The organism is Streptomyces sp. NPDC021622 (genome assembly GCF_040640795.1).
GTDB lineage: Bacteria > Actinomycetota > Actinomycetes > Streptomycetales > Streptomycetaceae > Streptomyces.
Map to the genome: position 1 here is coordinate 91,055 of NZ_JBFACK010000009.1, position 24,173 is coordinate 115,227.

Here is a 24,173-nt window from a genome sequence, read left to right on the forward strand (position 1 = left end):
CGACCATGCCGTGCGGATCGATCTCCAGCGGATTCTCACCCAGGACGACGAAGTCCGACAACTACCCGCCACGAGGCACCCCTTGCAGCGCTCCGCCCGACCTATTGATCCGAAACTCAAAGGGTTCTATTCGAGGATGCAGCGGATGCGCGGCCAGAATTCGAGAAGACCCCCGACGAAGCCTGTCATCGGGGGTCCTCTGTGCCGCGTCGTAGTGCGTTACCGGCGGCCCAGAAGCCGTGGGTCCACCTCACCCTGGCGAATGTTGACTTCCACTACGCCGTTGTCCGGCCCTCCTCCAGCGGATTGGAGGGCACGGCGTGTTACGGCAACAGCGGTATCAGCCGCCTCGCCAGGCGTCTCGGCCTTGACCTGCAAGGTGGCGCCGACGGAGAAGAAGTCACCGGCAGGACTGTTGGAGGTGGCTGTCGATGCGAACTCGTATTGCGGTTCACCTTCCACCGCAGCTTGCATCCCCTCCCTGATTCGCGTCCACTCTTCGTCAGTGACATCCAGCAAGAGCTGCACGTCAACTTCCCAGTCGTTGTTCTTCAACATCCCGCTTTTCCCTGTGTTGATGAGCCTTCTCATCATCGGCAGGGAAGGTTATCAGATGGTGCCTTATCGACCCGAAGCTCAAATTGGTTCTATTCGAGGATGTAACGGACGTGGGGGCCGCCTGACAGCGGCTAACCGTCCCCGCCGCAAGCCCGACTCGCTCTTCGCCGACCGCGGCACACAACACGGCACCGGCCTGGGCACCTACCGCTGGGTGATCGAGCGGAGCTTCGCGTGGCTGCACGGGTTCATTGTGTTGCCGTTGTCAGCCGATGAGGGCCTGGGTGATCTGCCGGGTGGTCTGCGCGGCGACCCGAGGGTTGACGGCTGCGTAGGAGGTGTAGGCGTTCAGGCCGGTGGCCATGGCCCAGCCGCGGCCCCGCATCCAGGTGGCGTCGTCCACGCCGCCGTGAAACCACACCGGAGAGCGGTCCCATCCGGGGGCGCTCAGCGCCGCGTTCCACAGTTCGGTCATCGCTGTTGTGTCGAACACGCCGTCGGCCTTGGCGATGGCGACCCGCGTCGCGCGGGCCCGGTCGGACAACGGGCGGCTGGTGAGGTCTTCCCTGGTGTTTCCGGCGGGGATGTCCTCGGGTGCGAACCGCTGCAGGGCGGCCAAGAACTGAGCCAGTTCAACGGCGACCCTGGAGGAGTCGCCCAGTGCCTCGACGGTCGCCACCTCCCCGTCCAGCCAGCGGGACACCGCCCACGGCCACGGATAACCGAAGTCGGGATCGCCCACCCCCACCGGTACCGGGATGGCCAGGGGAAGGTGCGGGGCGAGTCGGGGCAGCCACTGGAATTCCTTCCTGGCCTGCCCGATCGCTCCGGCATGGCGGGGCAGCCGGACGGACAGATCCTCGCCCAGCCGGTAGATCACATGGTCAGAGCCAGCGGGGTTGAGCAGCTTCAGGGGCAGCCCCGCCCACTGCGGGAACTGAGTGTCGACCAGGCGCCTGACCAGTGCCTCATCGATATGGGGGCGGGTGTCCGCAGTTCTCGCGGTTACCAAGAGCAGCTCCCGTGGCCGGCCCGCTCCGCTCCGTGCGACGGGCAGTCGCAGCCATCACAGTGGTTCACGGCTGCGCCTGTCGACCGATTTTGCGACGCACGGCAACCGCGTCGAGGCGTGGCTTGCATGCCAGCATCACAGACACTGAGGGGCGATCCACCTCATTGTGTTAGCCGCTGTTAGGGGCACCCGCCCCCGCAGCGCGAAGGACTTCGTCGTCGTTCCCCGCGGCTGGAAGGTCGAGCGCACGATCGGCTGGGTGATGAACGCCCGCAAACGTCTGCGACTACGAACGTCGTGCCTTGGCCTCGTCGATGAGTGCGGGAGCCGCCGCCTCCGCGTCAGCCCTCCGCCGGGCTTTCCACCGTCCGATGATCACCGCCGCCTCGGCCGCAGTGATCTCGACCGGGTCGTAGTCGTCGGTTCCCAACCAGTGACGGAGCAGGAACTCGGTCGGGCGCCACCGCATGTCGCGGGCGAACGCCTGGTCCACCGGCGGGATGGAATGGATCCTCCGCACGACTCCGTGCGGGTCCTCCTTCGTACAGGACTCGCTGACCTTCGCGTAGTACGTGATCCGGTCGGTCCCCGCCGCCGCAGGACGCCCCGAGTCATCGAGTGCGAGGCGCTGGCGGTACTCCTCCCACGACGGCAGCCGACTCGCCGGCTGCGTCGGACTGACTTCGGTCGTCTCGAACTCGGCCGGAATGCGGCGCCGTTGCAGCTCGTCGAACGCCTCCAGCGACAACGCAGACACGGCATCGGGATCCGCGTACTGCCTACCGTCGATGACGAACGTTGCGGACCAGTCGTCGCCGTCCTTGATCCAGACGTAACAGATGTCCCGATTCACGTCGCTCACCAGCGGTCCTCCCTCATTTCCGCCAACTCACCGCACCACCACGGCCATTGGTCCCTCGGGTGGCCCACGCCCACGCCCACGCCCACAATGACGCGAACGGCACCCGCCACAGTTCCCATGCCGGGGGGACCGACCGCCTATGGGGCGCCTGCCGCCGCCAGTCGCTGCAGCAGCGGCCCGGCTTCGGCGCCCTGCGGCAGGTCGCTGACCTGGCCGTCGCCTACCTCCACCACCCGCCACTCGCCGTCCTCCCGCAGGGCGAGGTCCGTCGTGACGAAGCGGCAGGCCAGCGCAGCGACCAGCGGCCGTACGAAGTCGGGATCGGGCTCCGGCCGTAGCCTTGGGGTGTCGGGGTGCGCAGTGCAGAGGACCGGGCTGCCGTCGACCCACCACAGGCGCGCCTCGCCGATGGAAGTGCGGAAGTCCTCGAAGGCTCGGATCACCACGCCTCCGGTGAGGGATTCGTCCTGCAGTTCCACGAAACGGGCGACGACGGAAGCCAGGCGGCGCGTATCCGCCAGGTCGGGTACGAAGCAGGCCTCGTGCCACTCGTGCTTCCGGGACTTCACGTAATCCTTGACGACCGCTGGGCCGCCGCCGAGAGCGGTGGCGGCCGCGGCGAGATCCGGCCGGGCCGGAAGCGTGCCGGGTGCAGTGGGGAGCCACACGCTGCGCGGGGTGACCGGCTCGAACGTCGAGTACCAGCCGGGGAGTTCGTGGGCCCGTTGGTAGTCCTTCGGCGAGGTCACCAGCGTCACGCCGCGCGCGGCCAGGGCGTCGAACAGCGCGCCGTACTGCCCGGCTGTGAGCATCCAGCCGCGGTACCAGGCCGCTCCGGAACCCTTCGGCACTTGCGCTACGGCAGCAGTCGCGTCACCGGCCGTCAGGGCATCGTGGTCGATCAGCGCGATCGGGTGGTCCAGGTCACGAGCCATGCGGGCCTCGACCGCAAAGTGCTCGTCGGTATGCCGTGGCCGAAGCGAATCAGCGCAGAAAATGAACGTCGCCCCCATGCGCGGCACTCTATCCGCCCCGGCGGCCCCCGTCCCGGCGCACCCGATCTCGGCGAACGCCCACGTTCGGTCTTCCCCGCGGCGCGCCGGAACCGGGATCCGTGCTCGTTGGGAGCGTTCAACTACGCACGCACGGGCGCCGCGTTCGCCGCCTTCGCGCTGCTGATCTATCTCCGCCTGCGCCGAAGCCACTCCGCTCAAGACCCGCAGCCGGCTACCCGCACTCCGCGCCGTTCTCGAACCGGTTGATCCTTGCCGAGTAGTGCGGCCACGCGGTGTGCGTCGCGGCCAGCTCCTCCGTGGTCACCTCGCCGCTGGGCCGGCCGCCCGGGTTGATCGCGAGGCCGACGCCGGCGAAGTTCCGCAGGAACGCGACACCGTCCAGCACCTGCCGGCGAGCGGTGCCGGGAGGCAGGTGCCGGGGAGAGCTGTACGCCTTGAGCCGCCGCGGCCGTTCCAGCCACAGCGAGCCGGGCGGGGTGTCAGTGCCGGGATCGACAGGAATGAGGATCTCGGCGTCGAGCAGGCCGAGCAGGAACTGCTCCCGCGAGAACCAGCCGATCGCCAGATAGCTGAGCAGATGATCGAGTTTGGTCGTCATGGGTGGGAAGCCACGCTCGACCGGACCCGGCTCGGCCGCGGGGTTCAGCCTCGTCTCCTCGGCCACGGTGCCGTCCGGCAGCAGCTTCCGCCAGGCGCGCACCACCTGATCGGGGATACCGAGGTGGGCCACGCCGCTGTGCTGGAACGCCGGGTCCAGTTCCTCCGTCCACGTCTCGCGGTTGCGGTCCGGCACCGGGGCGCTGGGGAGGCCCGGCCGCGTGGGCGCCCAGCGCAGTGAGCCGTCCCGATCCCGGACGACGATGGCCATGGCGGGCACCATCGCGTCTTGGGGGTCCCGGCCGGCCAGGTACGTCACCCTGTTGTAGGACACCGTCCAGCCCTCTGGCGAACGGCCTGCGGTGTCGACGTCGACCGCGTGCGGGCCCACGGTCATGTCGTGCGCGGTGCCGGTGCGCAGCCACTCCCGGACCTTGGCCATCGCCCACTCGGCGCCGTCCTCGTCCTGCTTCGCCTCCGACGGGGACGAGGACGGCTGTGGGACGAGTGCCGCCGCCGCGCGCCGCAGGTCCTCGGACAGCTCGGCGGGCGGCACGTAGCCGACGCCGCGGATGTGGTCCAGCAGGTCCAGCGCCGGGACGAGGCCGCCCTGCTCCATGTGGCGCGCCAGGGTGCCCGGCCAGACCCAGACGCCGTCCGTGTGGTGGCGGGCGTCCGGGTCGTCGGCCTCCACCGCCACGGGCGCGTTGCGCAGGTAGTACTGCACGCGCCCGGACTCGCGGTGGCCCATCACGGGACGGCAGGTGTAGGGACGGCCCGTTGCCGTGTCGACCCCGTCGAACTCCCGGGCCAGGCGCAGGGGGCGCGGCACCTCGAAGGCGTCGGCGAGGAGCTGGTGGTGCCGCCACGCCTCGCCGAGCAGCCAATCGGGGGTCGCCTCCGGGGTGCGGGGCAGCAGCCGCAGTTCGTCGTGCCAGCACCGCGGCGCGACGTACGACACCTCGAACGCCGGCCGGGTCGTGTAGTCGTACTCGATCGTCGGCTGCCGGCCCGGGGCGGTGACGTACGAGAGGGAGAACCACGCGCCGCGCCCGGGCGTGTAGGTCATGATCCGCAGCCGGTGCAGCCACTGGCTGATCTCCGCGGGCGGGGCCCACGGCACCCAGCCTTGCTGGTCCCGCCGCGGCCGGGCGATCAGCTCCAGAACCCCGGCCGCGGCGACGCAGTCCAGCCGCACGCCGCCCGGGTGTTTCGGGGCATGCTTCTCCATGGCCGCGTGCAGACCGTCCAGGATCACTTGAGGGTCGGCGCCGATCACGTCGTCCGGAACCGGCACCGGGACCGGGAAACGCTCGCGGCGCAGTGGGATGCCGAGGTCGTCCCTCCGTACCTGCACCAAGGTTCCGATGGGTACGCCGGCCTCGACCGCCCGGTCCAGACGCATCTGCTCGGGTCCGGAGACGACCAGGTTCTCCAGTCGGAACGCCGACTCCAGCAGCCCAGTGGCGACCCGTCCCCGTCCCCCGGCCGCGAGCGGCAGCCGCTCGTAGGCCGGGTCGGGCACCTCACCGGGTACTGGTTCCAGGGTCGCCTCGCCCTGCCGCACATACACTTGCCAATGCCATACGGCGAATTCGCCCTCGCTCGTCTGCCCCCGCAGGACTGTCACCGCACCACTCCGTTCCTCGCACCCGACGCTGCGGCTGTGTCTTCGGGGATTGTCGCGGACATGTGAAGCTGGAGCCACCACTCACGGATGTGCCCTCGAGGGGCAGGAGGAGCAACAACGTGCCGGACAAGGTGCCCACGCGCGTGGCGGTGTACGGCCTGGACCGGGTCCCGCCGCAGCGGATCGCCGAATTCCGCTGGAGCGGGAGACCGGGGTGATCTGGTCGGTTCTGGACGCCGAATCGGCGCGTGTCGTCGAGGAGTTCACCCACGGACTGCGGATCGACGGGGGCGACGGGCGGGTCCGGCCGGTCGACGGTGCGCACTTCATGCACGCTCTTCTGACGTGGCAGGACACGGGCGACCATCTGCTCGTCGACGAGAGCGACGGGGTGGTGGACTGGGGCGCCTGGGCGGAAAACCCCCGTCGGGCCCGTTACTTCGTCCTCTTCGCCAAGGGCGGGTCGCGGGACGAGCCGACACCGCGATCAGCGAATGAGAACCCGAACGGTTTCGGATCACTACTCATTGCCCACGGGGTGGTGCCGGAAGAACTCGTGCGGCGGAATCGGCGGAGCGGCCGCAGGGTCATCGCGCCCCCTCCCCCACCGACCCCACCACACTCTCACCCGGCACAGAAGGACCACCGGCCTCGTCACCCGCCCCCGGCCCCGGCGCCAGCCACACAACCCCGAGCAGTACGGCGAGATTTGCTCCGAGCGCGATGATGCCGCCGTTCACCCCGAGGTACGGGTCGTTCTCGGTGGCCCACAGACCCGTCATCACCGCAAGCCCCGCCACCATCCCCGCAACCGCGGCCCGCGCCGTCAACCTCCGCCAGAACAGGGCAAGGAGCACCACCGGCACAAGCTGCGCGAGCCCCTCGTACGACAACACCGACAGCTCCACGAGAGTGTTCGGGTAGAAGAGGCTGCCCGCGAGGGCGATCAACCCGGCGATGACGCAGACCAGTTGGGAGAGCCGCTTGGCCCGTATGTCACTGGCGTCGCCCGACTTCCCGAGGGCACGACGACGGGCCCGCGGATCCGCTCCGTTGCCGCCGCCCAGGACCGTGCGCCCCCACAACGTACCGATGGAAAGCATGAAGACACTCATCGGCACGATCGCCGAAAGGGCGCCCGCGACACCGATGAGCGCGACGACGGGCGAGGGCAGCGAGTCAGTCACAAGGCTGTAGAGGGCCAAGTCGGGATTGCCAAGGGTCGGCATCACGAACAATGCCGTGGCACCGACCACCATCGGCACGAACAACAGCAGTTGGTACCAAGGCAGCAGCAGTGCGTTGCGCCGCAGCGCGTTGGGGCTCTTCGCGCTGAGGTAACCGGCAACCGTGGTCGGGAAGATGGTGATCGTCACGGCGTTGAGCACCACAGTGCTCAGGAACCACACCCCGTCACGCCCGCCGGACTCATGCCCCGGAAAGGTCAGCCACTCACGCTTCTCGCTCACCATGCGCTGCATGAAGTCCCCGAAGCCACCCAGGTAGTGCATGGGGATGTACACGGCGAGGAACACGACGGCGACGATCACCAGCATGTCCTTGAGCACGCTCACCCACGCCGACCCGCGCAGCCCCGACACCAGGATGAAGGCCTCGGCCACCACAAAAGAGATGACGGCCGCGACCTTCAGATCGACATTGCCGTACGTCATCGCGTTCACCACGACGCCCATGCCCTGAATCTGGACCTGGATATAGGGGACGATGAAAACAGTCGCGACAACAGCAACGAGAATCCCCACCGGCCGCGAGCGGAACCGGAATTCGGCGATGTCCGCGATCGAGATGAGGCCATGCCGGGTCGCGTACGTCCACAGCGCGGGGCCCACTACGTACGCGACGGCGAAGCCCACCGTCAGATACGCGACAAGATAGAGGATCGGCGCGCCAAACGAATACGACCAGCCGGCCGTCCCCAGGAACGAGAAGCTCGTGTACGTCTCGCCGGCCATCAGCAGCCAAATGAACAGCACCCCGAGGCCGCGGCTGGAGACCGACCACTCGGCGAGCCCCTTCGACCGGCCCCGGGCGCTCCACACCCCGATCAGGATGGTGGCGACCATGGCGATCCCGAACACGGTCGTCGCGACGGCTGCGGACCCGTTCATCGGCGGCCTCCTTCAGGATCGTCGGCGGGGATGGGCTCGACGGCACCCGTGCGATAGGCGGGGTCGAGGCGCGCGGCCAGCCAGATGACGAGCGGGCTGATCACCGTGGCGGCGATGACCCAGGCGAGGAGGAAGGGGATGCCGAGGATCCGGGGCTCGATGCGGTTGGCGACGAACGGGGCGGACCCGTACAGCAGGACGGGGACGAGCAGCAGCCACAGGGAGGGACGGGCGACGCCACGCAGGCTGGGAAGGCCGTCGAGGGGCGAGGCCGCAGGGGCCGGTGACCCCTGCTCGCCGCTGTCTTCGGCTGTCGGGGGCATGAGGGAACTCCTAGGGGCGGTACAAGGCGCGGAAAGAAGGGTCACACAGAGGGGACGGTCACGCAGCGGGGACGTTCGCGCCGCGGCAACCACAGCGGCGGCGGCGCGAAAGTCACACCGAGGGGTCGTAACGCCCGTCGACCGCCGTCCAGCCACCGTCCACGGTCAGCACACTGCCGGTGACGAACGTGGCCGCGTCCGACACGAGATAGGCGACGGCGCCGGCGAGCTCGTCGGCGCGGGCCCAGCGCTTGAGCGCGGAGGCCTGGGTGTAGGCATCGAACCATGCGGGGTCGGCGGCGATCTGATCGGTGAGCGGGGTACGGACCACGCCGGGCGCGACAGCGTTGAACCGCACGCCCTGCGGACCCCATTCTGCTGCGGCGGTCCGCAGCAGCTGAATCAGCCCCGCCTTCGACGCGGCGTACGCCCCCTGCCCCGGCTCCACCTGGAAGGCCCGCATCGAGGCGAACCCCACGACGCTGCCACGGCCGCGCTCGGCCATGCCGGGAGCCACGGCCTGGATGAGCGTGAGGTAGGACCGCAGGTTCAGCGCGACGACCCGGTCGAACTCCTCCAGGGTGTAATCGGCGATCCGCTTGCGGACATTGGCCCCGACGGTGACGACGAGCCCGTCGAGCGGCCCCCACTCGGCGACGGCGGCGCGCACGGCCTCGGGGTCGAGCACGTCGAGGGCGTACGGGTCGGCCGTGCCGGGACGCTCACCGGCAGCGGCGCCGTCCACCGCGAGCGCCGCCGTCCGCCCGGCGCCCTCCGCGTCCCGGTCGGCGACGACGACGTGCGCGCCCTGGGCGACGAGCGCGCGGGCTGCCTCGCGGCCGATGCCGCTCGCGCCGCCTACCACCGCGATGCGGCGTGCGTCGAGCCGGAAGAGGTTGCCGTAATCCATGGTGGTGCTGCCTCTCTTGGATCCGCTGGAAGGCCGATGACGGTTCCGCGGGCCGTCTGTGGCTGGGCGCGCAGTTCCCCGCGCCCCTTCGGGCTCGGTGCTCCTCAGGCCCGGATGACCGTCATCCGCGTCACCGTCAGTTCCTCGATCGCGAACCGGGGGCCCTCGCGGCCGATGCCCGAGTCCTTGACGCCGCCGTAGGGGGCGATGTCGCTGCGGTAGCCGGGTACTTCGTTCACCACGACACCGCCGACCTCCAGGGACTCCACCGCCCGCAGCCCGGCCCGCAGATCGCGGGTGAAGACGGCGGCGTGCAGGCCATAGCGGCTCGCGTTGACCACGTCGTACGCGGTGTCCAGATCCGGCACCGTGCGCAGACAGACGACGGGGCCGAAGATCTCCTCGTCCCAGGCGGGTTCGCCGTCGGGGACGTCGGCGAGCAGGGTCGGGGCGACGCACCGGCCGTCCGGCGCTCGCTCCCCGCCGGCCAGCAGCCGGGCGCCGGCCGCACGCGCCCGCGCGACCCAGTCGAGCACCCGCTCCGTCGCCGCCTCGTCGATGAGCGCCGAGACGCGGGTGTCCGGTTCGCGCGGGTCGCCGACGGTCACCTCCGGGAGCCGCCGCGCCAGCTTCTTCTCGAACTCCCCGGCGACCGCGTCGACGACGATCACCCGCTGTACGGAGATGCAGGCCTGCCCCGATGCGTAGAAGCCGCCCCGCACCACCGCGTCGGCCGCGGCGTCGAGATCGGCGTCGGCGGCCACGACGAGCGCGGCATTGGAGCCGAGTTCGAGGACCGTCTTGCGGGGCGCGGCGTCCCGCGCGATGCGGTGGCCGACGGCCGCCGAACCGGTGAAGGAGACCGCGGCGACCTGCGGGTGGGTGGTAAGCGCGCGGCCGACCTCCACGTCACCGGTGACGAGTTGTACCGCCCCGACAGGCGCGCCCGCAGCGATCAACCGCTCGCGTACGAGGTGGACGAGCCGCAGGGTGGCGAGCGGTGTCGCGGGCGCCGGTTTGATGATCACCGGGCAGCCCGCCGCGAGCGCCGGCGCGATCTTGTGGGAGGCGAGCAGGACCGGGTAGTTGAAGCCCGCGATGCCGACGACGACGCCGACGGGCCGCCGGGTCCAGAAGCCGAACAGGCCTTCCCCGGAAGCCTGGAGGTCCAACGGCACGGTCTCGCCGTGCAGATGGGCCACTTCGTCCGCCGCGGACTGCCAGGTCGCCACGGTCCGCGCCATCTCTACCTGGCAGTCGATCAGCGGTTTTCCGGTCTCCAGGACGAGCAGGTCCACCAGTTCCGTGGCCGCGTCGGCCAGCGCGTCGGCGACCCCGGCAAGCACCTGCCGCCGCACGCCCGCTGCCAGTCTTCCGACCCGTCCGCGGATCGCGGCGGCGTGCTCGACCGCCCGCGCCGCGAGCTCCACGTCACCGAAGGGAGCCGTGCCGATCTCGCTGCCGTCGTACGGGAAGCGCACGGCCCGGCGCTCGGGCGCGGCCGCCGAGCCGTCGCCGACGGGCAGTCCGTCGGGGCGGGTCATCGTCCGCCTCCGGTGAGGAAAGCGTGGGCCGCAGCGGCGTACACCCGGGTGTACTCGGCGATCTCCCGCACCTGCACGAACTCGTCCTTCTGGTGGGCGATCCACTTGCCGCCCGGTCCGTAGACGACCGTCGGCAGGCCCGCGTCGCGGGTGAGGATGGTGCCGTCCGTGGTGCCGGGCACGGCCCCGAAGGGCGGCGCGGCGCCGTGCACTTGGCGGTGCCCTTCGACCAGGGCGGTGACCACCGGGTGGTCATCGGGGAGTTCGATGGAGGGCCGGTCGTCGACGACGGTGAGGGCGACACCCACGCCGACCGTCGCGGCGGCCTCGGCCGCGAACTCCCGTACGCACTCGATGAGTTCGGCGTGATCCGTGCCGGGGATCGTGCGGATGTCGATGCCGACGAGTCCGTGCGCGGGGATCACGTTGAGCTGGTCCGGGTCACCTCCGTGCAGGACGGTCGGCGTGACCGTCACACTGCCCGCGTGCGGATGGGTGCCGTACCGCTCCTCGGCCCAGGCCTGGACATTTTCAAGGACGTCGACGATCCGCGCCCCGGCAACGATCGGGCTCTTCGCCTCCTGTGGCATGGCGCCGTGTGCCATCACCCCGTCCAGGTCGAGGCGGAGCCGGATGCCGCCGCGGGCCGACGTGCACACCTCGTACCCCTCCGGCTCGCAGACGATGACACCGTCCACCTCGCGCGCCAGGGGTGTGGCGGCGAACGCCTTCGCGCCGAGCATCAGGCCTTCCTCGTCGCACAGCACGCCGATGACGATCCGGCCGGGGAAGGGCCCGGCGAGTTGCAGGGCCCGTACGCCGTAGATCATCGCGGCGACACCGGACTTCATGTCCGCCGAGCCGCGCCCCCAGAGCTTGCCGTCGCGGATCTCCGCACCGTAGGGATCGACGCTCCAGTCGGCGGGATCCCCCTCCGTGACGACGTCGATGTGCCCCTCGAACATCAGGGTCGGCCCTTCGCCGCCCCCGCCCTCGATGACGGCGACGGTGTTGGGCCGCCCCGGCGCGATCTCCACCACGTCGTACGTCCAGCCGAACGTGTCGAAGAGCCGGGCGACGAGTTCGGCGGCGGGCCGCTCGACCTCGGTGGCTCCGGTCGCGTTGACGGTGCGCAGCCGGACCAGGTCCTGGGTGAAGGCGACGGCGGCATCGGCATCGACGGCGGGTGTCGCGAGCGGCGTGCTTGAGCTGGCATGCATGGAACCTCCAAGTCGGCCGACCACAAGGCCAGTCGACTGGTCAGACCAGTTGAGTTCCCGTACTCTGCCTCCACGTTCAGGGCCGGGTCAACCATCAGATCTTGGTTTTCCGCGCCGACATCACGTATCGCGGAGGGGGCGGGCCGATGGCCGCCGACGACACCGACCTGTTCAAGACGGTCACACCGGTCCGCGCCTACCAGCGGGTGGCCGAGCAGATAGAGGAGCGGATTCTCGCCGGCGATCTGCCGCCAGGATCCCGGCTTCCGGCCGAGCGCGAACTGGTCAACCGGTTCGGCGTCGGCCGCTCAACTGTCCGTGAGGCGCTGCGCGTCCTGCAGTCGGCGGGCCTGGTCCGCTCGCGCCCCGGCGATCCGCTCGGCGCCGAGGTCCTCGGCGTCTCCCCCGACAATCTCAGCCAGGCCCTCGGCCGGCTCACCCGCTCCAGCGTGGCGACCCTCGGCGAGCTGGTGCAGTTCCGCATGGTGCTCGACGCCGAGAGCAACCGCCTCGCGGCGCGGCTGCACGGCGAGGCGGACCTGGAGCGGATGCGCGAGCAGATCGCCCGCATGGAGTCACTCAGCGGCGGCGCGGCGTCCCTGCACGCGTTCAGCGAGGCCGACGCGCTCTTCCACCGGGCGATCGCCGAGGCGAGCGGCAACTCGCTGCTCGGCCTGTGCGCGCGTGCCGTGCACGAGGCGGTCGTCGAGGTCATCGAGAAGAAGATCGCGGGCGTGTCGGACACGGCGGCCTGGATGGAACGCTCCATCGCCCATCACCGCGAGGTCCTCGCCGCCATCGCGGCGGGCGACGGCCCCCTCGCCGCGCGCCTGGGCCGGACGGCGCTGCACGAGTATTACGCCGATCATGTGGAGCCGGAGACACGGGAGTTGCTCGCGGCATCGGCCCAGGACATCGACTGAGCGGGAGGCGCCCTGAAGGGGCGCGGGGCTGTGACATCTGCGGCTCCGCCGCGAAGGGGGTCCCCCTGTTCGAGCGAAGCCGAGAACTTGGGGGAACGACCAGCCACGACGATGCCGCAGGTGATCGACCGCACTCGCGGCAGCAACCAGCGAGCGCCTGACCCAGGGCGCCCCGCTACCCCCGCGGCCCCGGCGACAGACCGAGACGCCCTTCCAACTGGGCGAGCAACTCGCCGAGGAGCCCGCTCAGTTGCCCCTGCCCGTCCGCGTCAAGACCAGCCAGGACCACCGTCTCGTACGCGAGCTGATCGGGCAGGATCGCGTCGACCAGGTCCCTTCCTTCGTCGGTCAGGCGTACGTGGGAGACCCTGCGGTCCCGGCCGTCGACGCGGCGGTCGACCAGGCCGCGCTCCTGGAGCTGCTTGAGGCGTTTGGTGACGGCGGCCCCCGAGGAGAAGGTCTCGCGGGCGAGTTCGCCGGGGGTCAGCTCGTGGCCGGTGCGACGCAGGGCGCCCAGGAGGTCGAACTCGGGGCGGGTCAGGCCCACCCGGCGCAACGGGGCGTCCTCGGCCTGCTGGAGGAGGGCCGCGCAGCGGTTGATGCGGCCGATGACCTCCATCGGTGCCGTGTCGATGTCCGGCCGCACCGCCTGCCACTGCCGCACCACGGCGGCGACGGTGTCGCCCGCCGCGCCAGGACCGCTCCCGTTCGTCATGCTCCCGTGCCCTCGCCGTTCCTTCTCGCCCCGGCCCTCACGGCCGGCCCGCTCCTGCGCTTCCTGCGCTCTCGGCGCCGCTTCCCGTGCCGCGCACGGCCGACGACGCTGCCGCGAGCGTACGGTGTCCGGCCTGCTCGGCGACGAGCACCCGCTGCTGCGGCAGGGCGCGCTGCCACCACTCGCCCGCAGCCGCGTCGTCGGCCGTGCGGAGCTCGACCAGGGCCGCGGTGAGGCGGCGGCGGTCCTGCCGCAGGGCGCCGGGCGTGGGCGACGGGGCGGCGAGGGTCCGCTCGGCGTGGGCACGGGCGCGGTCCGTGGCGTCGATGGCCAGCTCGATGTGGTCGGCGGCGCGGCGGTTGGTGACCAGGATCGCCGCGACGATGCCGAGGAGCGCGCCGACCAGCGTGTCGACGATCCGGTCGAGGATCAGACCGCCGGGCTCCTGGAAGCGTACGAACTCCGTCACCAGGAGCGCCATCGGCGTCACGCACACGCTGCCGAGCCAGTAGTTGCGGGTGATCAGCGCCTCCGCGCCGAAGGCGAGCGCGAGACAGCAGACGATGAGCGCGGCGTGCCCGAGGTGGGCCACCGGCACCATCGCGGCGAAGGCGAGCACGCCGACGAGGTTGCCGACCACCCGCTGCACGCCCCTGCTCCAGGTGAGCGTGACGTTGGCCTGGTAGAGCGAGGCCGCGGTGACCAGTGCCCAGTACGGGCGGCCGATGCCGAGGGCCAGGGACGCGTACCCCGCGAGCGCGCAGCCGACGGCGGTGCGCAGCGCGATGGGCAGCAGAGGCGATCCGGGCGCGAGGCGGCGCCACAGCGGGCTCTTCGCCGACTCCGCCGCCAACTCGGCCTCCAGGCCCTGCAGTTCGGCGTCCACTTCCGGTCGTACGTGATCGGGGAGCGGGACGGCTCCGGTGCCGCGCAGTCCCGCCGCCCAGGAGCGCAGCCGTGCGGGGTCCGCCGCCGAGGGCGCCGCAAGGGCCTCCTCGGCCTGGATCACCAGGAGTTCAAGGGCGCGGCGCGGCCGCGTACGGGCGCCGGTGGCGAGCAGCGACTGCCAGGCGGCGTGGATCGCGGCGGCCGCGCCCGCGCGGGCGCGCACCCGGCCGGGGCCCGCGGCTTCGGCGTACGCGGCGGCGGCGTGCAGGGCGCGGGCGGTGGCCCGCCGTTCGGGGCCGTGCGGGCGCAGCAGGGCGGGGGCCATGCCGACCAGCCAGGCCACGGCGCCCGCCGCGAGGGTCAGCGCGAGGTGGCCGGGGACCTGCGCCAGGTGCTGTGGCGCGAAGAGGGTGGCCGAGCTGATGAAGGTGAAGATGAGGTGGCCGGGCGGGCCGATGCGGGTCGCGTCGCACAGCGTCTTCTGGGCGGCGGCGAGCAGCGCGCCGACGGCCACCAGGACGGCCGGTGAGGAGGTGAGCGAGGCGGTGATCATGGCGATGCCGACGCTCGCGAGCATGCCGGCGACGACCCCGGCGAGGGCTCGGGCGCGGGCGGCGTAGGGGAGGTTGTGCGCGTAGAGGGCGCAGAACGATCCGGCCATCGTGTACATCACGAGGTCGAGGCGGCCGAGCGCGAGGAGCGTCAGATTCGGGATCGCGGTGGCGACGACCACGCTCGACGCGGGCTTGAACCAGATGTCGGAGGGCTTGGCCAGGCGCAGCACACCTGCCAGCGGGAGCCGGCGGGCGGTGGACAGGAGCGGGGGTCGGGAAGGGCGGGCCTCGGAGGGTGGTGTGCTGCTCATACGGAGAACATTAGCAAGTGTTTTACCTGGAAAACATCTCGCACTCCGCCCCCGCCGCGCTCCCGGCGTACCCCCGTGCGCTCGCATACGACTCCCCCCGCCCGGGCATCGACCCGACGACGGCTTCGATCGGCCGATCGGGGAGGTGCACGGTGCACGGACCGGTGCAGGCCGGCTGGCTGCTCGTCGCGCTGTGCGCGGCGACGGGGTCCTACTGTCTGCTGCGCCTGCGCAGCAGGATCGAGGAACAGCGCCGCACCGCCGGCGGCGAGGCGCTCATGGGGTTCGGGATGGCGGCGATGGCCGTGCCCGCCGCCGCACTGACCCCGCCGCGCTGGACCTGGCAGGTCTACGCGGCGGTGTTCGGCGCCGCGGCGCTGCGCGCGCTGTGGGCGGCCCGGCGCGATCCGCATCACCTGCACCACCTGGTCGGCGCGGGCGCCATGGTCTACATGGCGCTGGCCATGACCGCGACACCCGCGGCCCACGCGGGCCACGGCGGCGGTGGCACCCCCGTCCTCACCGGCACGCTGCTGCTCTACTTCGCGGGGTACGTCCTCTGGTCGGGGGTGCGCCTGCTGCCCGTGCGGACGCTCGCGGCAGAGGGAGGGGGCACCGTCATCGGATGGGCCGACCGCCCTGAGCTCGCGATGGTGTGCCGCTTGTCCATGGGCATCGCCATGCTCGCGATGCTGCTCACCCTGTAGCCAGTCCCCTTGCGGCCAATCCCCGGCGGGACGTGGCGTGCGTCACTTGAGGCGGCTGGCCATACCGTCCGGTAGCGCCGCCCTCATAGGGTTGACACATGTTGCTCCCCGTTGCGCTGTTGCTGCTGGGCGCCCTCACCGCCGTCGTCGCCCCGCGCCTTCTCGCACGGGCCGACTGGCCGGAGCGCGAGCCGATCGTCGCGCTGTGGGCGTGGCAGTGCGTCGTTGCGGGTGTCCTGCTCTGCTGCGGCCTCTCGATGGTCCTGAGCGCCGCCGCCGCGTGGCAGGCCGTGCGGGGCCATGTCTTCGCCCCCGCCCCGAACGACGTGGTGGAGGCCTACGCACTGGGGGCGGGCGGTTCCTGGGCGCCGGCGACGGCCGTGACGCTGGCCCTCGGCGGCGTATGGACCGCGGCGATGCTGACCCGGGAGATCGCGCGGGCCCGCGCCCGGCGCCGCAAGCGGCGTACGGAACTGCTGCTGCGCGCCCCGCTGCTGCCCGGCGAGGAGCCCGGCGCGGACCGTCTCGTGGTCCTGGAGGGCGAGCGCCCCGACGCCTGGTGGCTGCCGGGCACCGCTCCCCAACTGGTCATCACCACAGCGGCGTTGCGCCGCCTGAAGGGGCGTCAGCTCGATGCCGTGCTCGCTCACGAGCAGGGCCACGCGCAGGCCAGACACGACTGGCTCCTGCACTGCTCGGGCGCGCTGGCCACCGGCTTCCCGCAGGTGCCGGTCTTCGCCGCGTTCCGGGACGAGATGCACCGCCTGGTGGAACTGGCCGCCGACGACGTGGCATCACGCCGCTTCGGACGCCTGACCATCGCGCTCGCCCTGGTCGAACTCAACGAGGACCGGGGCGTGTTCGGCCCCTGCCCGACCCCGCACGCGCATGTGCCGCAGCGCGTGCACCGCCTGCTCTCCGCCCGCCCGCGCCTCACCCCGGCCCGCAGGCTGCGCCTCACTGCGGCGGCGGCGCTGGTGCCGGTGGTTCCCCTCCTGGTGACGTTCGTACCGGGGCTGCGCGCGCTGGGCTGACCGGATCGCGGAGAGCGCCGGGCCGACCGGATCGCGCGGCGCTTCGCTTGGCCGGATCGCGCGGTGCTCGGCCGACCGGATCGCGTGGCGCGCCGCACCCCGGGATGGCCCAGGGCGCGGGCCTTCGGCGAGGATCGCCCCATGCACCCCGCCGCACCCCTCGCCCCACCGCCCCGTCCCCCCGGTACCCGCGCCGCACTCGTGGCCGCGCTGCTGTGCGTCTCCTCGGTCCTGCTGCTGCTCCTGGTCGAGCTGGAGTGGCGCCCGCTGATGGACCTCGACGGCGACATCGCGCGCACCACGCACCGCTGGGCCGTCGCGCACGACGACCTCACGCACGCCAGCCGCATCCTGACCGACTGGGTGTGGGACCCGTGGACGATGCGCGCGCTGTGCACCGTGACGGTGGTGTGGCTCGCGTTCCGCGGAGCGTGGTGGCTCGCGCTGTGGATCGCGGCCACCTGCGCGGTGGGCACGGTGGTGCAGCAGGGGCTGAAGGCGGCGGTCGACCGGCCGCGCCCTTCCTGGCCGGACCCGGTGGACTCGGCCCACTACGCGGCCTTCCCCTCGGGGCACGCCATGACGGCGGCAGTGGTCTGCGGGCTGCTCCTGTGGCTCCTTCGCGTGTACGGCGTTGGCCCTGCCGCCTGGCGCACGGGTCTTGTGCTGGCCGTGGTCTCCGTCGTCGGGGTCGGCCTGACCCGGGTCTGGAACGGCGTGCACTGGTCGTCGGACGTCGTCGGCGGCTGGCTACTCGGCGCGCTGATGGTGGCCGTGGCGGTGGCGACGTACACGTACTGGCAGGGCGGACGGGCCAACGGCAGCAGCACGTAACCCCCACACGCCCGCGAGGACACTGAAGCCCCTGCTTCCCCCGGGAGGTGAATTGCCTCCCGGACAACGGAACTTGACCGCCCGTCGGCCGCTCCCGGAGGATCCTTCCCATGACGATCAAGGGCGCACTCTTCGACTTCTCCGGGACGCTGTTCCGCGTCGAGCCCACCGGGGCCTGGCTGCGCGCTGTGCTGCGGGAGGCCCGGATGGCCCTTCCCGAGGCCGAGGTCGAGCGCTGTGCGGCCGATCTGGAGCGAGCGGGAGCGCTGCCGGGCGGGGCAAGTCCCGCCGCCGTGCCCGCGCACCTGACGGAGCTGTGGGCCTCGCGCGACCGCAGCGCCGACCGGCACCGCGCCGCGTACACGGGCCTGTCCCGCGAGGTCACGCTCCCCGATCCGCGGCTGCACGACGCGCTCTACGACCGCCATATGACACCGGAGGCCTGGCGTCCCTACGCCGACGCGGTGGAGGTGCTCGCCGGGCTGCGCTCGCGGGGCGTCCGGGTCGCCGTGGTCAGCAACATCGGCTGGGATCTGCGGCCCGTCGTCCGCGCCCACGGCCTCGGCCGCTACGTCGACGCGTACGCCCTGTCGTACGAACACGAGGTCCAGAAGCCCGACCCGCGCCTGTTCGCCCACGCCCTGGAGACACTCGGCGTCGATCCGTCGGACGCCCTGATGGTCGGCGACGACCGGCACGCGGACGGCGGCGCGGCGGCGCTCGGCTGCGCGGTGCACTTCGTGGACCATCTGCCGGTTGACCGGCGCCCGGACGGACTGCGCCCGGTCCTCGACCTCGTCGACCAGGCCTGAGGCAGCCGGGGTGTCGGCTCGCCCATTACGCCTTGCAGGACCCGGAGAGGTCGCAGTACGGCTGGTTCCCGCTCGCTCCGCAGACGCACAGCATCACGCGCGTCCCGGGCACGCTCTCGCCGTCCGCCGCCGTGATCCGCAGATCAAGTCGATACTGCAGGGCTCCGGAGGGGCAGCGGCGCACCACCTCGGCGACATCGTCCGCGGGGGCCGCGCCGGGGGAGATCCAGGGGCGGCGCCCGGTGTCGAAGACCTGCGGAAGCCCGCGTACGCACTCCGCGGCGTGCAGACACCGCCGCGCGTCGAAGGTGACGGTGATCAGATCGCCGCGGTACGGACCGCTAGGACTGATAGCCCTCGACCTCGGCGGTTGGCCGGACCCGCGCCTCGTTCGGGTTCTCGCCGAACTCGGCCTTCGCGCGCCGCTGCCGCAGCAGGTCCCAGCACTGGTCGAGCTCGCGCTCGAGCACCGCGAGCCGCGCGCGTTCCGTCGCCTCGTCGATCGCTCCGGACGCCAGAGAGTCCCGCAGCGTCCGCTCGTCGTCGACCATCGACGAGATCCGGGACAGAATCTGCTCTTGATCCATCTCAGTACGCCTCCTCGGCCCCCCGGCCCACTGTAAGGAGGGTTCGGCCGATCGGCACCTGTGAGCAGGCAACACTCCCCCGCGGTGTTGCCTGCCCCAGGTCGCACCGGACCATGACAGGCCCACTGGGGGTCTTGGCCCGGAACGCACTGAGTATATTGGCTCGGAGCCAGTCAACGCAGGAGTTACAGGATGTCCCCGCGTAGCCCATCGGTCAATGAAGAGTTGCGAAGGCGTTCTCGGGAGCGGCTCCTGCAGGCGACGGTCGACCTGGTGGGCGAGCGCGGCTACGAGGCGACGACCCTCGGCGACATCGCGGACCGCGCCGGATCGGCGCGCGGACTGGTGTCGTACTACTTCCCCGGGAAGCGGCAGCTCCTGCAGTCGGCGGTGCACCGCCTGATGCACCGCACCCTGGAGGCCGCGCTCGACCGCGAGCCGCGCACAACGGACGGGGACGAGCTGCTCGCCCGCGCCATCGACGCGATCCTGGGCCTGGCCCGGGACCAGCCCGTCCTGATGCGCACGCACATGGCGGGCATCCTGCAGGCGGAGGGTTTCGTGCGCTGCCCGGAGCAGCAGCGCCTCGCCGAGCTGCTCCGCGACACCGTCGTACGGCACGGCTCGCCCGACGTGGACACCGACTATCCGCTGCTGCGCGCGCTGCTGATGGGCGCGGTCTTCGCGGTGCTGCTTCCCGGGGCGCCGATGCCGGCGTCCGCGCTGCGGGCCGAGCTGTTCCAGCGGTACGGCCTTGCCTGGGAGCTGGGGGTCCCGCCGGGCGATGAGCCGCCCGGCGGGACACATGCGCGGGTCGAGGATCAGACCGCGCAGGCGACGCGGTCCACTCAGTCGAAGTAGTCCGGCTGGGTCTGGACGTTGAGCTCACGGAGCCGGACCCGCTCAGCCGGGTCGGTCCGCTTGTCGTCGATCTTCAGGACGTCGAAGCCCTTGGCCATGTCGTTGGAGTAGACGTAGCCGTTGTAGTAGTACGCCGACCAGGAGCCGCCGGTGACGAGCGTGTCGGCGCTGAGCGGACCGCGCTCGAAGTAGCCGATCTCCTTCGGCTTCGAGGAGTCGGTGAAGTCCCAGACGGAGACGCCGCCCTGGTACCAGGCCTGGACCATCAGGTCCTTGCCCTTGACCGGGATCACCGAGCCGTTGTGCGCCACGCAGTTCTCCGTGGCGGCCTGGTGGCGCGGGATCTTGAAGTAGCTCTTGAAGACCAGCTTGCGCTTGTCGCCCTTGCCGGTGATGTCGTAGATGCCGTCGGCGCCGCGGTTCGGACCGGTGGCCTCGTCACAGGTGGCGGCACCGCCGCCGCCCAACTCATCGGTGAAGACGACCTTGTTCGCCTTCTGGTTGAAGGTCGCCGAGTGCCAGAACGCGAAGTTCACGTTGTCCTGCACCTGGTCGATGACCTTCGGGTGCTCCGGGTCCTCGATGGAGAACAGGATCCCGTCGCCCATGCAGGCGCCCGCCGCGAGGTCCTTGGAGGGCAGCACGGTGATGTCGTGGCAGCCGGTGGTCTTGGAGACACCCGGGTTGGTGGGTCCGCCGGGGTTGCCGCCGCCGTCGGGGCCTTCACCCGGGAAGAGCACCGGGAAGTCGACGACCGCCGCCTTCTGCGGGGCGGCGCGCGGCACCTTGATGATGGAGATGCCGTCGTGCGGCGGCTGGCAGTCGGGGAACGTCGTGCTCGGGGAGTACGAGGAGACGTACACGTAGACGTTCTTCTTCTCCGGCACCAGGGTGTGCGTGTGCGAGCCGCAGGCGGTCTCGACGGCCGAGACGTACTTCGGGTTCGCCTTGTCGCTGATGTCGAAGACCTTCATGCCCTCCCACGAGGACTTCTCGGTCGCCGGCTGCGTGGTGCTGTTGCAGGAGTTGTCGCTGCGCGAGGAGTCGGTGGAGAGGAAGAGCAGGTTGCCGGAGACCGAGACGTCGTTCTGCGATCCCGGGCACAGGACCTGGGACACGGTCCGCGGCTTCTTCGGGTTGCTGATGTCGAAGATGCGGAAGCCGTCGTAGTTGCCGGCGAAGGCGTACTGCCCCTGGAAGGCGAGGTCCGAGTTGGTGCCCGGCAGCACGTCCTTGGGGATGTTGGCCAGATGTTTGATGTTGTCGGAGTGCACGATCTCGTCGGGCGCCGGTATCTCGCCGCTCTTGATCGCTTCCTTCGCTTCGGCGCGATCGCTCTTCGACACGCTCTTGGGGGCGGCGGGCGAGTCTCCCGGATCGGGGGTCGCGCCGGCCGGCGCCGCTGTGAACAGCGTGGCCAGCAGGCCTACCGCGGCCGCGCCAACGCCGAAGCGTCTGCGCCGTGTTCGGGGGTTGTTCAACAGGGTCACTGCGTCCTCCCTAGTCGCCGTTCACAGTTGAACGGTTCACGGACACCACGCAGTATCGTGCTCATCATGCACAGATCAACAGATGGCAACGTACCCGTAATGAAAGTTTTTGATCACTCACGCGCGTAAGCGTGCTAGGACGGTCCCCAACTCCCCCGCGCGCCACAGGAGGCAGCCGTGCTCAACCGTCGTACGCCCGCCACAGCCATGTTCCTCACGGCCGCCGTCACGGCAGCCGCCCTCGCACTCGGCGCCTGCACCTCCGACTCCGACTCCGACTCCGCCGACGGATCAACTTCCGGCAAGAAAGCGGCTCCAGGCCCTTCGGTGATCGCTCCGGGCAAACCGGGCGAGAAGGCCGCGACCATGTCCGCCGAGGACGCCGCCAAGCAGAGATCCGACGACGACACCCCCAACTCGGCGGATTTCAGCTACACCCAGATGATGATCACGCACCACGCGCAGGCCCTCGAGATGACCGAACTCGCCCCGGACCGGGCCAAGTCCGCGAAGGTGAAGCGTCTCGCGGACCGCATCACGGCCGCGCAGCGCCCGGAGATCGGCGCGATGAAGGGCTGGCTGAAGAACCACGGCGGCGCGAAGAAGAAGCAGGAGCAGCACGGGCACGGCGACCACGGAGCGATGCCGGGGATGGCGACGGAGGCGCAGCTGAAGCAGTTGCGCGCCGCGAAGGGCAAGGCGTTCGACGAACTCTTCCTGAAGCTGATGATCACTCACCACAGCGGTGCGGTCACCATGGCGACGGATGTGCTGTCCGACGGCAACAACATCCTGGTCGAGGAGATGGCGAACGATGTGATCGCGCAGCAGACGGCGGAGATCGGGCGGATGCGGGAGATGTGAGGGCTCCGTAACTGGCGCCATGTATACGTCAGTTGGAGGAATGAAGCCTTCGAGGCTGGATAGCGATGCCCCCAAGCGGAATCCCTACAATTGAAGGGTTCTCCATCATCGTGCAACCGGCCCAAGAGTTCGGCGACAACCCTGTCGAAGTACGAGAAACCGGGCACTACACGGAGGAATACGTACCCAGCTTCGTCGAGAAGTGGGACTCACTCATAGATTGGGAGAAGCGGGCGGAGAGCGAGGGGACGTTCTTCATCGATCTCCTGCGCAAGCGGGGCGTGCGCAGCGTCCTCGACGTCGCCACAGGCACCGGATTCCACTCGGTGCGCCTGCTCGCCACCGGATTCGAGACCGTCAGCGCCGACGGAAGCGCCGAGATGCTGTCCATGGCCTTCGCGAACGGCATGCAGAAGGGCGGCCACATCATGCGCGTCGTCCAGGCCGACTGGCGCTGGCTCAACCGCGATGTGCACGGCGAATACGACGCCATCGTCTGCCTCGGAAATTCCTTCACGCATCTGTTCTCGGAGCGCGACCGCCGCAAGGCGCTCGCCGAGTTCTACGCGATGCTCAAGCACGACGGCATTCTCGTCCTCGACCAGCGCAACTACGACGCGATCCTGGACGACGGCTACACCAGCAAGCACAGGTACTACTACTGCGGCGAAGACGTCGCCGTGGAGCCGGAATACGTGGACGAGGGGCTGTGCCGCATGCGGTACCGGTTCCCGGACGACTCCGTGTACCACCTCAACATGTTCCCGCTGCGCAAGGAGTACACCAGGAAGCTCATGACGGACGTGGGCTTCCAGCGGGTGGAGACGTACGGAGACTTCCAGCACACGTACCGCGGTGAGCAGCCGGACTTCTTCGTGCATGTGGCGGAGAAGGAGTACCGGACGGAGGGCGAGCAGAACAGCCGCTACACCGGCGCGGTCGGCACCGCCCGCAGCTACTACAACTCGCACGACGCGGACACCTTCTACGCCAAGGTGTGGGGCGGCGAGGACATCCACATCGGCCTCTACGAAAATCCGGGCGAACCGATCGCGGACGCCAGCCGTCGCACGGTCCAGCGGATGGCGGGCAAATTGCCGCTGACCGGGGAGTCGGTGGTCCTCGACCTCGGCTCGGGCTTCGGCGGCTCGGCCCGTCAGCTGGCCGGGGGGCACGGCTGCCGGGTGATTGCGCTCAACCTGAGCGAGGTCGAGAACCAGCGCCACAAGGAGCTGAACGCGGGCCGCGGCCTGACCGACCGCATCGACGTCGTGGACGGCTCCTTCGAGGACATCCCGTACGGCGACGGGCAGGTCGATGTCGTCTGGTCCCAGGACGCCTTTCTGCACAGCGGAAACCGCGTCAGGGTCCTGGAGGAGATCGCCCGGGTACTCCGGCCCGGCGGCCACCTGATCTTCACCGACCCGATGGCCGCGGACGACTGCCCGCCGGGTGTCCTCCAGCCGATCCTCGACCGTATCCACCTGGACGACATGGGCTCCCCCGGTTTCTACCGGCGGGAGCTGTCCAGGCTCGGCTTCACCCCTGCCGACGGCACGGACGGAGGCTTCGAGGAGCATGCCGACCAGCTGACCACGCACTACGCACGCGTGCTTGAGGAGACGGCGCGGCAGGAGGCGGACGGTCTGGCCCGGCAGATCAGCCACGACTACCTGGCCCAGATGAAGAAGGGCCTCGGCCACTGGATCGACGGGGGCCGGCAGGGGCACCTGACGTGGGGCATCTTCCACTTCGTGCGCGGCTGAGCGGTGCCTTCGCGCGGCGGTCGAGG

At 70.6% G+C, this 24,173-nt stretch carries 23 protein-coding genes and 1 pseudogene; 9 read left to right on the top strand and 15 right to left on the bottom strand.

The window, feature by feature from the left end:
• Positions 1 to 219: 219 nt before the first annotated feature.
• A complete protein-coding gene (locus AB0G47_RS19360) occupies positions 220 to 558 on the bottom strand; it encodes a hypothetical protein (RefSeq protein ID WP_360771112.1) in 339 nt (112 codons plus the stop codon).
• 148 nt (positions 559 to 706) lie between these two features.
• Here AB0G47_RS19360 and AB0G47_RS19365 point away from each other — a divergent pair.
• Positions 707 to 802: pseudogene (locus AB0G47_RS19365) on the top strand (IS5/IS1182 family transposase); the annotation flags it as partial.
• 21 nt (positions 803 to 823) lie between these two features.
• Here AB0G47_RS19365 and AB0G47_RS19370 read toward each other — a convergent pair.
• The 9 genes from AB0G47_RS19370 to AB0G47_RS19410 all read right to left on the bottom strand — a co-directional run bounded on the left by AB0G47_RS19370 (position 824) and on the right by AB0G47_RS19410 (position 11,801).
• A complete protein-coding gene (locus tag AB0G47_RS19370; RefSeq protein WP_360771115.1) occupies positions 824 to 1,570 on the bottom strand; it encodes a phosphotransferase in 747 nt (248 codons plus the stop codon).
• A gap of 286 nt (positions 1,571 to 1,856) precedes the next feature.
• Positions 1,857 to 2,432 carry a hypothetical protein gene (locus AB0G47_RS19375; protein ID WP_360771117.1) on the bottom strand — a complete coding sequence of 192 codons (576 nt, stop codon included), beginning with the start codon at positions 2,430 to 2,432 and terminating at the stop codon, positions 1,857 to 1,859.
• Between the two features lie 137 nt (positions 2,433 to 2,569).
• Positions 2,570 to 3,367: an ATP-grasp domain-containing protein gene (locus tag AB0G47_RS19380; RefSeq protein ID WP_360771120.1), complete on the bottom strand. Its 798-nt coding sequence runs from the start codon at positions 3,365 to 3,367 to the stop codon at positions 2,570 to 2,572.
• A 292-nt stretch (positions 3,368 to 3,659) separates the two neighbouring features.
• Entirely contained in the window at positions 3,660 to 5,618 is a 1,959-nt protein-coding gene (locus tag AB0G47_RS19385) for a YrhB domain-containing protein (protein WP_360771123.1), read from the bottom strand.
• Between the two features lie 644 nt (positions 5,619 to 6,262).
• Positions 6,263 to 7,804 carry a sodium:solute symporter family protein gene (locus tag AB0G47_RS19390; protein ID WP_360771126.1) on the bottom strand — a complete coding sequence of 514 codons (1,542 nt, stop codon included), beginning with the start codon at positions 7,802 to 7,804 and terminating at the stop codon, positions 6,263 to 6,265.
• Positions 7,801 to 8,127 carry a DUF3311 domain-containing protein gene (locus AB0G47_RS19395; protein WP_360771129.1) on the bottom strand — a complete coding sequence of 109 codons (327 nt, stop codon included), beginning with the start codon at positions 8,125 to 8,127 and terminating at the stop codon, positions 7,801 to 7,803. The genes AB0G47_RS19390 and AB0G47_RS19395 overlap by 4 nt, the downstream gene beginning before the upstream one ends.
• A gap of 112 nt (positions 8,128 to 8,239) precedes the next feature.
• Positions 8,240 to 9,037 carry an SDR family oxidoreductase gene (locus AB0G47_RS19400; protein ID WP_360771132.1) on the bottom strand — a complete coding sequence of 266 codons (798 nt, stop codon included), beginning with the start codon at positions 9,035 to 9,037 and terminating at the stop codon, positions 8,240 to 8,242.
• A gap of 104 nt (positions 9,038 to 9,141) precedes the next feature.
• Positions 9,142 to 10,581, bottom strand: coding sequence for an aldehyde dehydrogenase family protein (locus AB0G47_RS19405; RefSeq protein WP_360771135.1), 1,440 nt, complete (start codon positions 10,579 to 10,581; stop codon positions 9,142 to 9,144).
• Complete coding sequence (locus AB0G47_RS19410) at positions 10,578 to 11,801, bottom strand: M20 family metallopeptidase (protein WP_360771137.1); 1,224 nt, start codon at positions 11,799 to 11,801, stop codon at positions 10,578 to 10,580. Before AB0G47_RS19410 ends, AB0G47_RS19405 begins: the two co-directional genes overlap by 4 nt.
• Before the next feature lie 146 nt (positions 11,802 to 11,947).
• Here AB0G47_RS19410 and AB0G47_RS19415 point away from each other — a divergent pair, with 146 nt between their 5' ends.
• Positions 11,948 to 12,724, top strand: a complete 777-nt coding sequence (locus tag AB0G47_RS19415; RefSeq protein ID WP_360771140.1) for a FadR/GntR family transcriptional regulator — start codon at positions 11,948 to 11,950, stop codon at positions 12,722 to 12,724.
• Positions 12,725 to 12,899: 175 nt separating this feature from the next.
• Here AB0G47_RS19415 and AB0G47_RS19420 read toward each other — a convergent pair whose 3' ends face one another.
• Both AB0G47_RS19420 and AB0G47_RS19425 read right to left on the bottom strand, forming a co-directional pair.
• The gene (locus AB0G47_RS19420) at positions 12,900 to 13,439 is read right to left on the bottom strand and encodes a MarR family transcriptional regulator (protein WP_266869387.1); all 540 of its coding nucleotides are present in this window, start codon (positions 13,437 to 13,439) and stop codon (positions 12,900 to 12,902) included.
• Between the two features lie 37 nt (positions 13,440 to 13,476).
• Positions 13,477 to 15,192 (bottom strand): FUSC family protein, encoded by a 1,716-nt coding sequence (locus AB0G47_RS19425; protein ID WP_360771144.1) that lies wholly within the window; start codon positions 15,190 to 15,192, stop codon positions 13,477 to 13,479.
• A 152-nt stretch (positions 15,193 to 15,344) separates the two neighbouring features.
• Here AB0G47_RS19425 and AB0G47_RS19430 point away from each other — a divergent pair, with 152 nt between their 5' ends.
• From AB0G47_RS19430 to AB0G47_RS19445, 4 genes are all read left to right on the top strand, one after another.
• Positions 15,345 to 15,899 (top strand): DUF5134 domain-containing protein, encoded by a 555-nt coding sequence (locus AB0G47_RS19430; RefSeq protein ID WP_360771673.1) that lies wholly within the window; start codon positions 15,345 to 15,347, stop codon positions 15,897 to 15,899.
• A 98-nt stretch (positions 15,900 to 15,997) separates the two neighbouring features.
• A complete protein-coding gene (locus AB0G47_RS19435) occupies positions 15,998 to 16,933 on the top strand; it encodes a M56 family metallopeptidase (protein ID WP_360771147.1) in 936 nt (311 codons plus the stop codon).
• Positions 16,934 to 17,074: 141 nt separating this feature from the next.
• Positions 17,075 to 17,767: a phosphatase PAP2 family protein gene (locus AB0G47_RS19440; protein WP_360771150.1), complete on the top strand. Its 693-nt coding sequence runs from the start codon at positions 17,075 to 17,077 to the stop codon at positions 17,765 to 17,767.
• 110 nt (positions 17,768 to 17,877) lie between these two features.
• Positions 17,878 to 18,579 (top strand): HAD-IA family hydrolase, encoded by a 702-nt coding sequence (locus AB0G47_RS19445; RefSeq protein ID WP_360771153.1) that lies wholly within the window; start codon positions 17,878 to 17,880, stop codon positions 18,577 to 18,579.
• Between the two features lie 25 nt (positions 18,580 to 18,604).
• On the opposite strand, the gene AB0G47_RS19450 is transcribed toward AB0G47_RS19445, so the two are convergent.
• Entirely contained in the window at positions 18,605 to 18,931 is a 327-nt protein-coding gene (locus AB0G47_RS19450) for a (4Fe-4S)-binding protein (protein ID WP_360771675.1), read from the bottom strand.
• Positions 18,921 to 19,166 carry a DUF2630 family protein gene (locus AB0G47_RS19455; RefSeq protein ID WP_360771156.1) on the bottom strand — a complete coding sequence of 82 codons (246 nt, stop codon included), beginning with the start codon at positions 19,164 to 19,166 and terminating at the stop codon, positions 18,921 to 18,923. The genes AB0G47_RS19450 and AB0G47_RS19455 overlap by 11 nt, the downstream gene beginning before the upstream one ends.
• Positions 19,167 to 19,358: 192 nt before the next feature.
• Here AB0G47_RS19455 and AB0G47_RS19460 point away from each other — a divergent pair, with 192 nt between their 5' ends.
• Complete coding sequence (locus AB0G47_RS19460) at positions 19,359 to 20,027, top strand: helix-turn-helix domain-containing protein (RefSeq protein WP_360771159.1); 669 nt, start codon at positions 19,359 to 19,361, stop codon at positions 20,025 to 20,027.
• Here the strand turns inward: AB0G47_RS19460 and AB0G47_RS19465 are convergent.
• Positions 20,015 to 21,517 (bottom strand): hypothetical protein, encoded by a 1,503-nt coding sequence (locus tag AB0G47_RS19465; protein ID WP_360771162.1) that lies wholly within the window; start codon positions 21,515 to 21,517, stop codon positions 20,015 to 20,017. The two genes, AB0G47_RS19460 and AB0G47_RS19465, sit on opposite strands and share 13 nt — an antisense overlap.
• 207 nt (positions 21,518 to 21,724) lie before the next feature.
• Between AB0G47_RS19465 and AB0G47_RS19470 the strand changes: the two genes are divergently transcribed.
• Both AB0G47_RS19470 and AB0G47_RS19475 read left to right on the top strand, forming a co-directional pair.
• A complete protein-coding gene (locus AB0G47_RS19470) occupies positions 21,725 to 22,381 on the top strand; it encodes a DUF305 domain-containing protein (RefSeq protein ID WP_360771678.1) in 657 nt (218 codons plus the stop codon).
• Between the two features lie 110 nt (positions 22,382 to 22,491).
• Positions 22,492 to 24,147: a methyltransferase domain-containing protein gene (locus AB0G47_RS19475; RefSeq protein WP_360771164.1), complete on the top strand. Its 1,656-nt coding sequence runs from the start codon at positions 22,492 to 22,494 to the stop codon at positions 24,145 to 24,147.
• Positions 24,148 to 24,173: the final 26 nt, after the last annotated feature.

Excerpts from the sequence above, each read along its gene's own strand:
- AB0G47_RS19360 (WP_360771112.1), bottom strand. The coding sequence starts at position 558 with ATGTTGAAGAACAACGACTGGGAAGTTGACGTGCAGCTCTTGCTGGAT.
- AB0G47_RS19380 (WP_360771120.1), bottom strand. The coding sequence starts at position 3,367 with ATGGCTCGTGACCTGGACCACCCGATCGCGCTGATCGACCACGATGCC.
- AB0G47_RS19390 (WP_360771126.1), bottom strand. The coding sequence starts at position 7,804 with ATGAACGGGTCCGCAGCCGTCGCGACGACCGTGTTCGGGATCGCCATG.
- AB0G47_RS19395 (WP_360771129.1), bottom strand. The coding sequence starts at position 8,127 with ATGCCCCCGACAGCCGAAGACAGCGGCGAGCAGGGGTCACCGGCCCCT.
- AB0G47_RS19400 (WP_360771132.1), bottom strand. The coding sequence starts at position 9,037 with ATGGATTACGGCAACCTCTTCCGGCTCGACGCACGCCGCATCGCGGTG.
- AB0G47_RS19405 (WP_360771135.1), bottom strand. The coding sequence starts at position 10,581 with ATGACCCGCCCCGACGGACTGCCCGTCGGCGACGGCTCGGCGGCCGCG.
- AB0G47_RS19410 (WP_360771137.1), bottom strand. The coding sequence starts at position 11,801 with ATGCATGCCAGCTCAAGCACGCCGCTCGCGACACCCGCCGTCGATGCC.
- AB0G47_RS19415 (WP_360771140.1), top strand. The coding sequence starts at position 11,948 with ATGGCCGCCGACGACACCGACCTGTTCAAGACGGTCACACCGGTCCGC.
- AB0G47_RS19420 (WP_266869387.1), bottom strand. The coding sequence starts at position 13,439 with ATGACGAACGGGAGCGGTCCTGGCGCGGCGGGCGACACCGTCGCCGCC.
- AB0G47_RS19425 (WP_360771144.1), bottom strand. The coding sequence starts at position 15,192 with ATGAGCAGCACACCACCCTCCGAGGCCCGCCCTTCCCGACCCCCGCTC.
- AB0G47_RS19435 (WP_360771147.1), top strand. The coding sequence starts at position 15,998 with ATGTTGCTCCCCGTTGCGCTGTTGCTGCTGGGCGCCCTCACCGCCGTC.
- AB0G47_RS19440 (WP_360771150.1), top strand. The coding sequence starts at position 17,075 with ATGCACCCCGCCGCACCCCTCGCCCCACCGCCCCGTCCCCCCGGTACC.
- AB0G47_RS19445 (WP_360771153.1), top strand. The coding sequence starts at position 17,878 with ATGACGATCAAGGGCGCACTCTTCGACTTCTCCGGGACGCTGTTCCGC.
- AB0G47_RS19455 (WP_360771156.1), bottom strand. The coding sequence starts at position 19,166 with ATGGATCAAGAGCAGATTCTGTCCCGGATCTCGTCGATGGTCGACGAC.
- AB0G47_RS19460 (WP_360771159.1), top strand. The coding sequence starts at position 19,359 with ATGTCCCCGCGTAGCCCATCGGTCAATGAAGAGTTGCGAAGGCGTTCT.
- AB0G47_RS19470 (WP_360771678.1), top strand. The coding sequence starts at position 21,725 with ATGTTCCTCACGGCCGCCGTCACGGCAGCCGCCCTCGCACTCGGCGCC.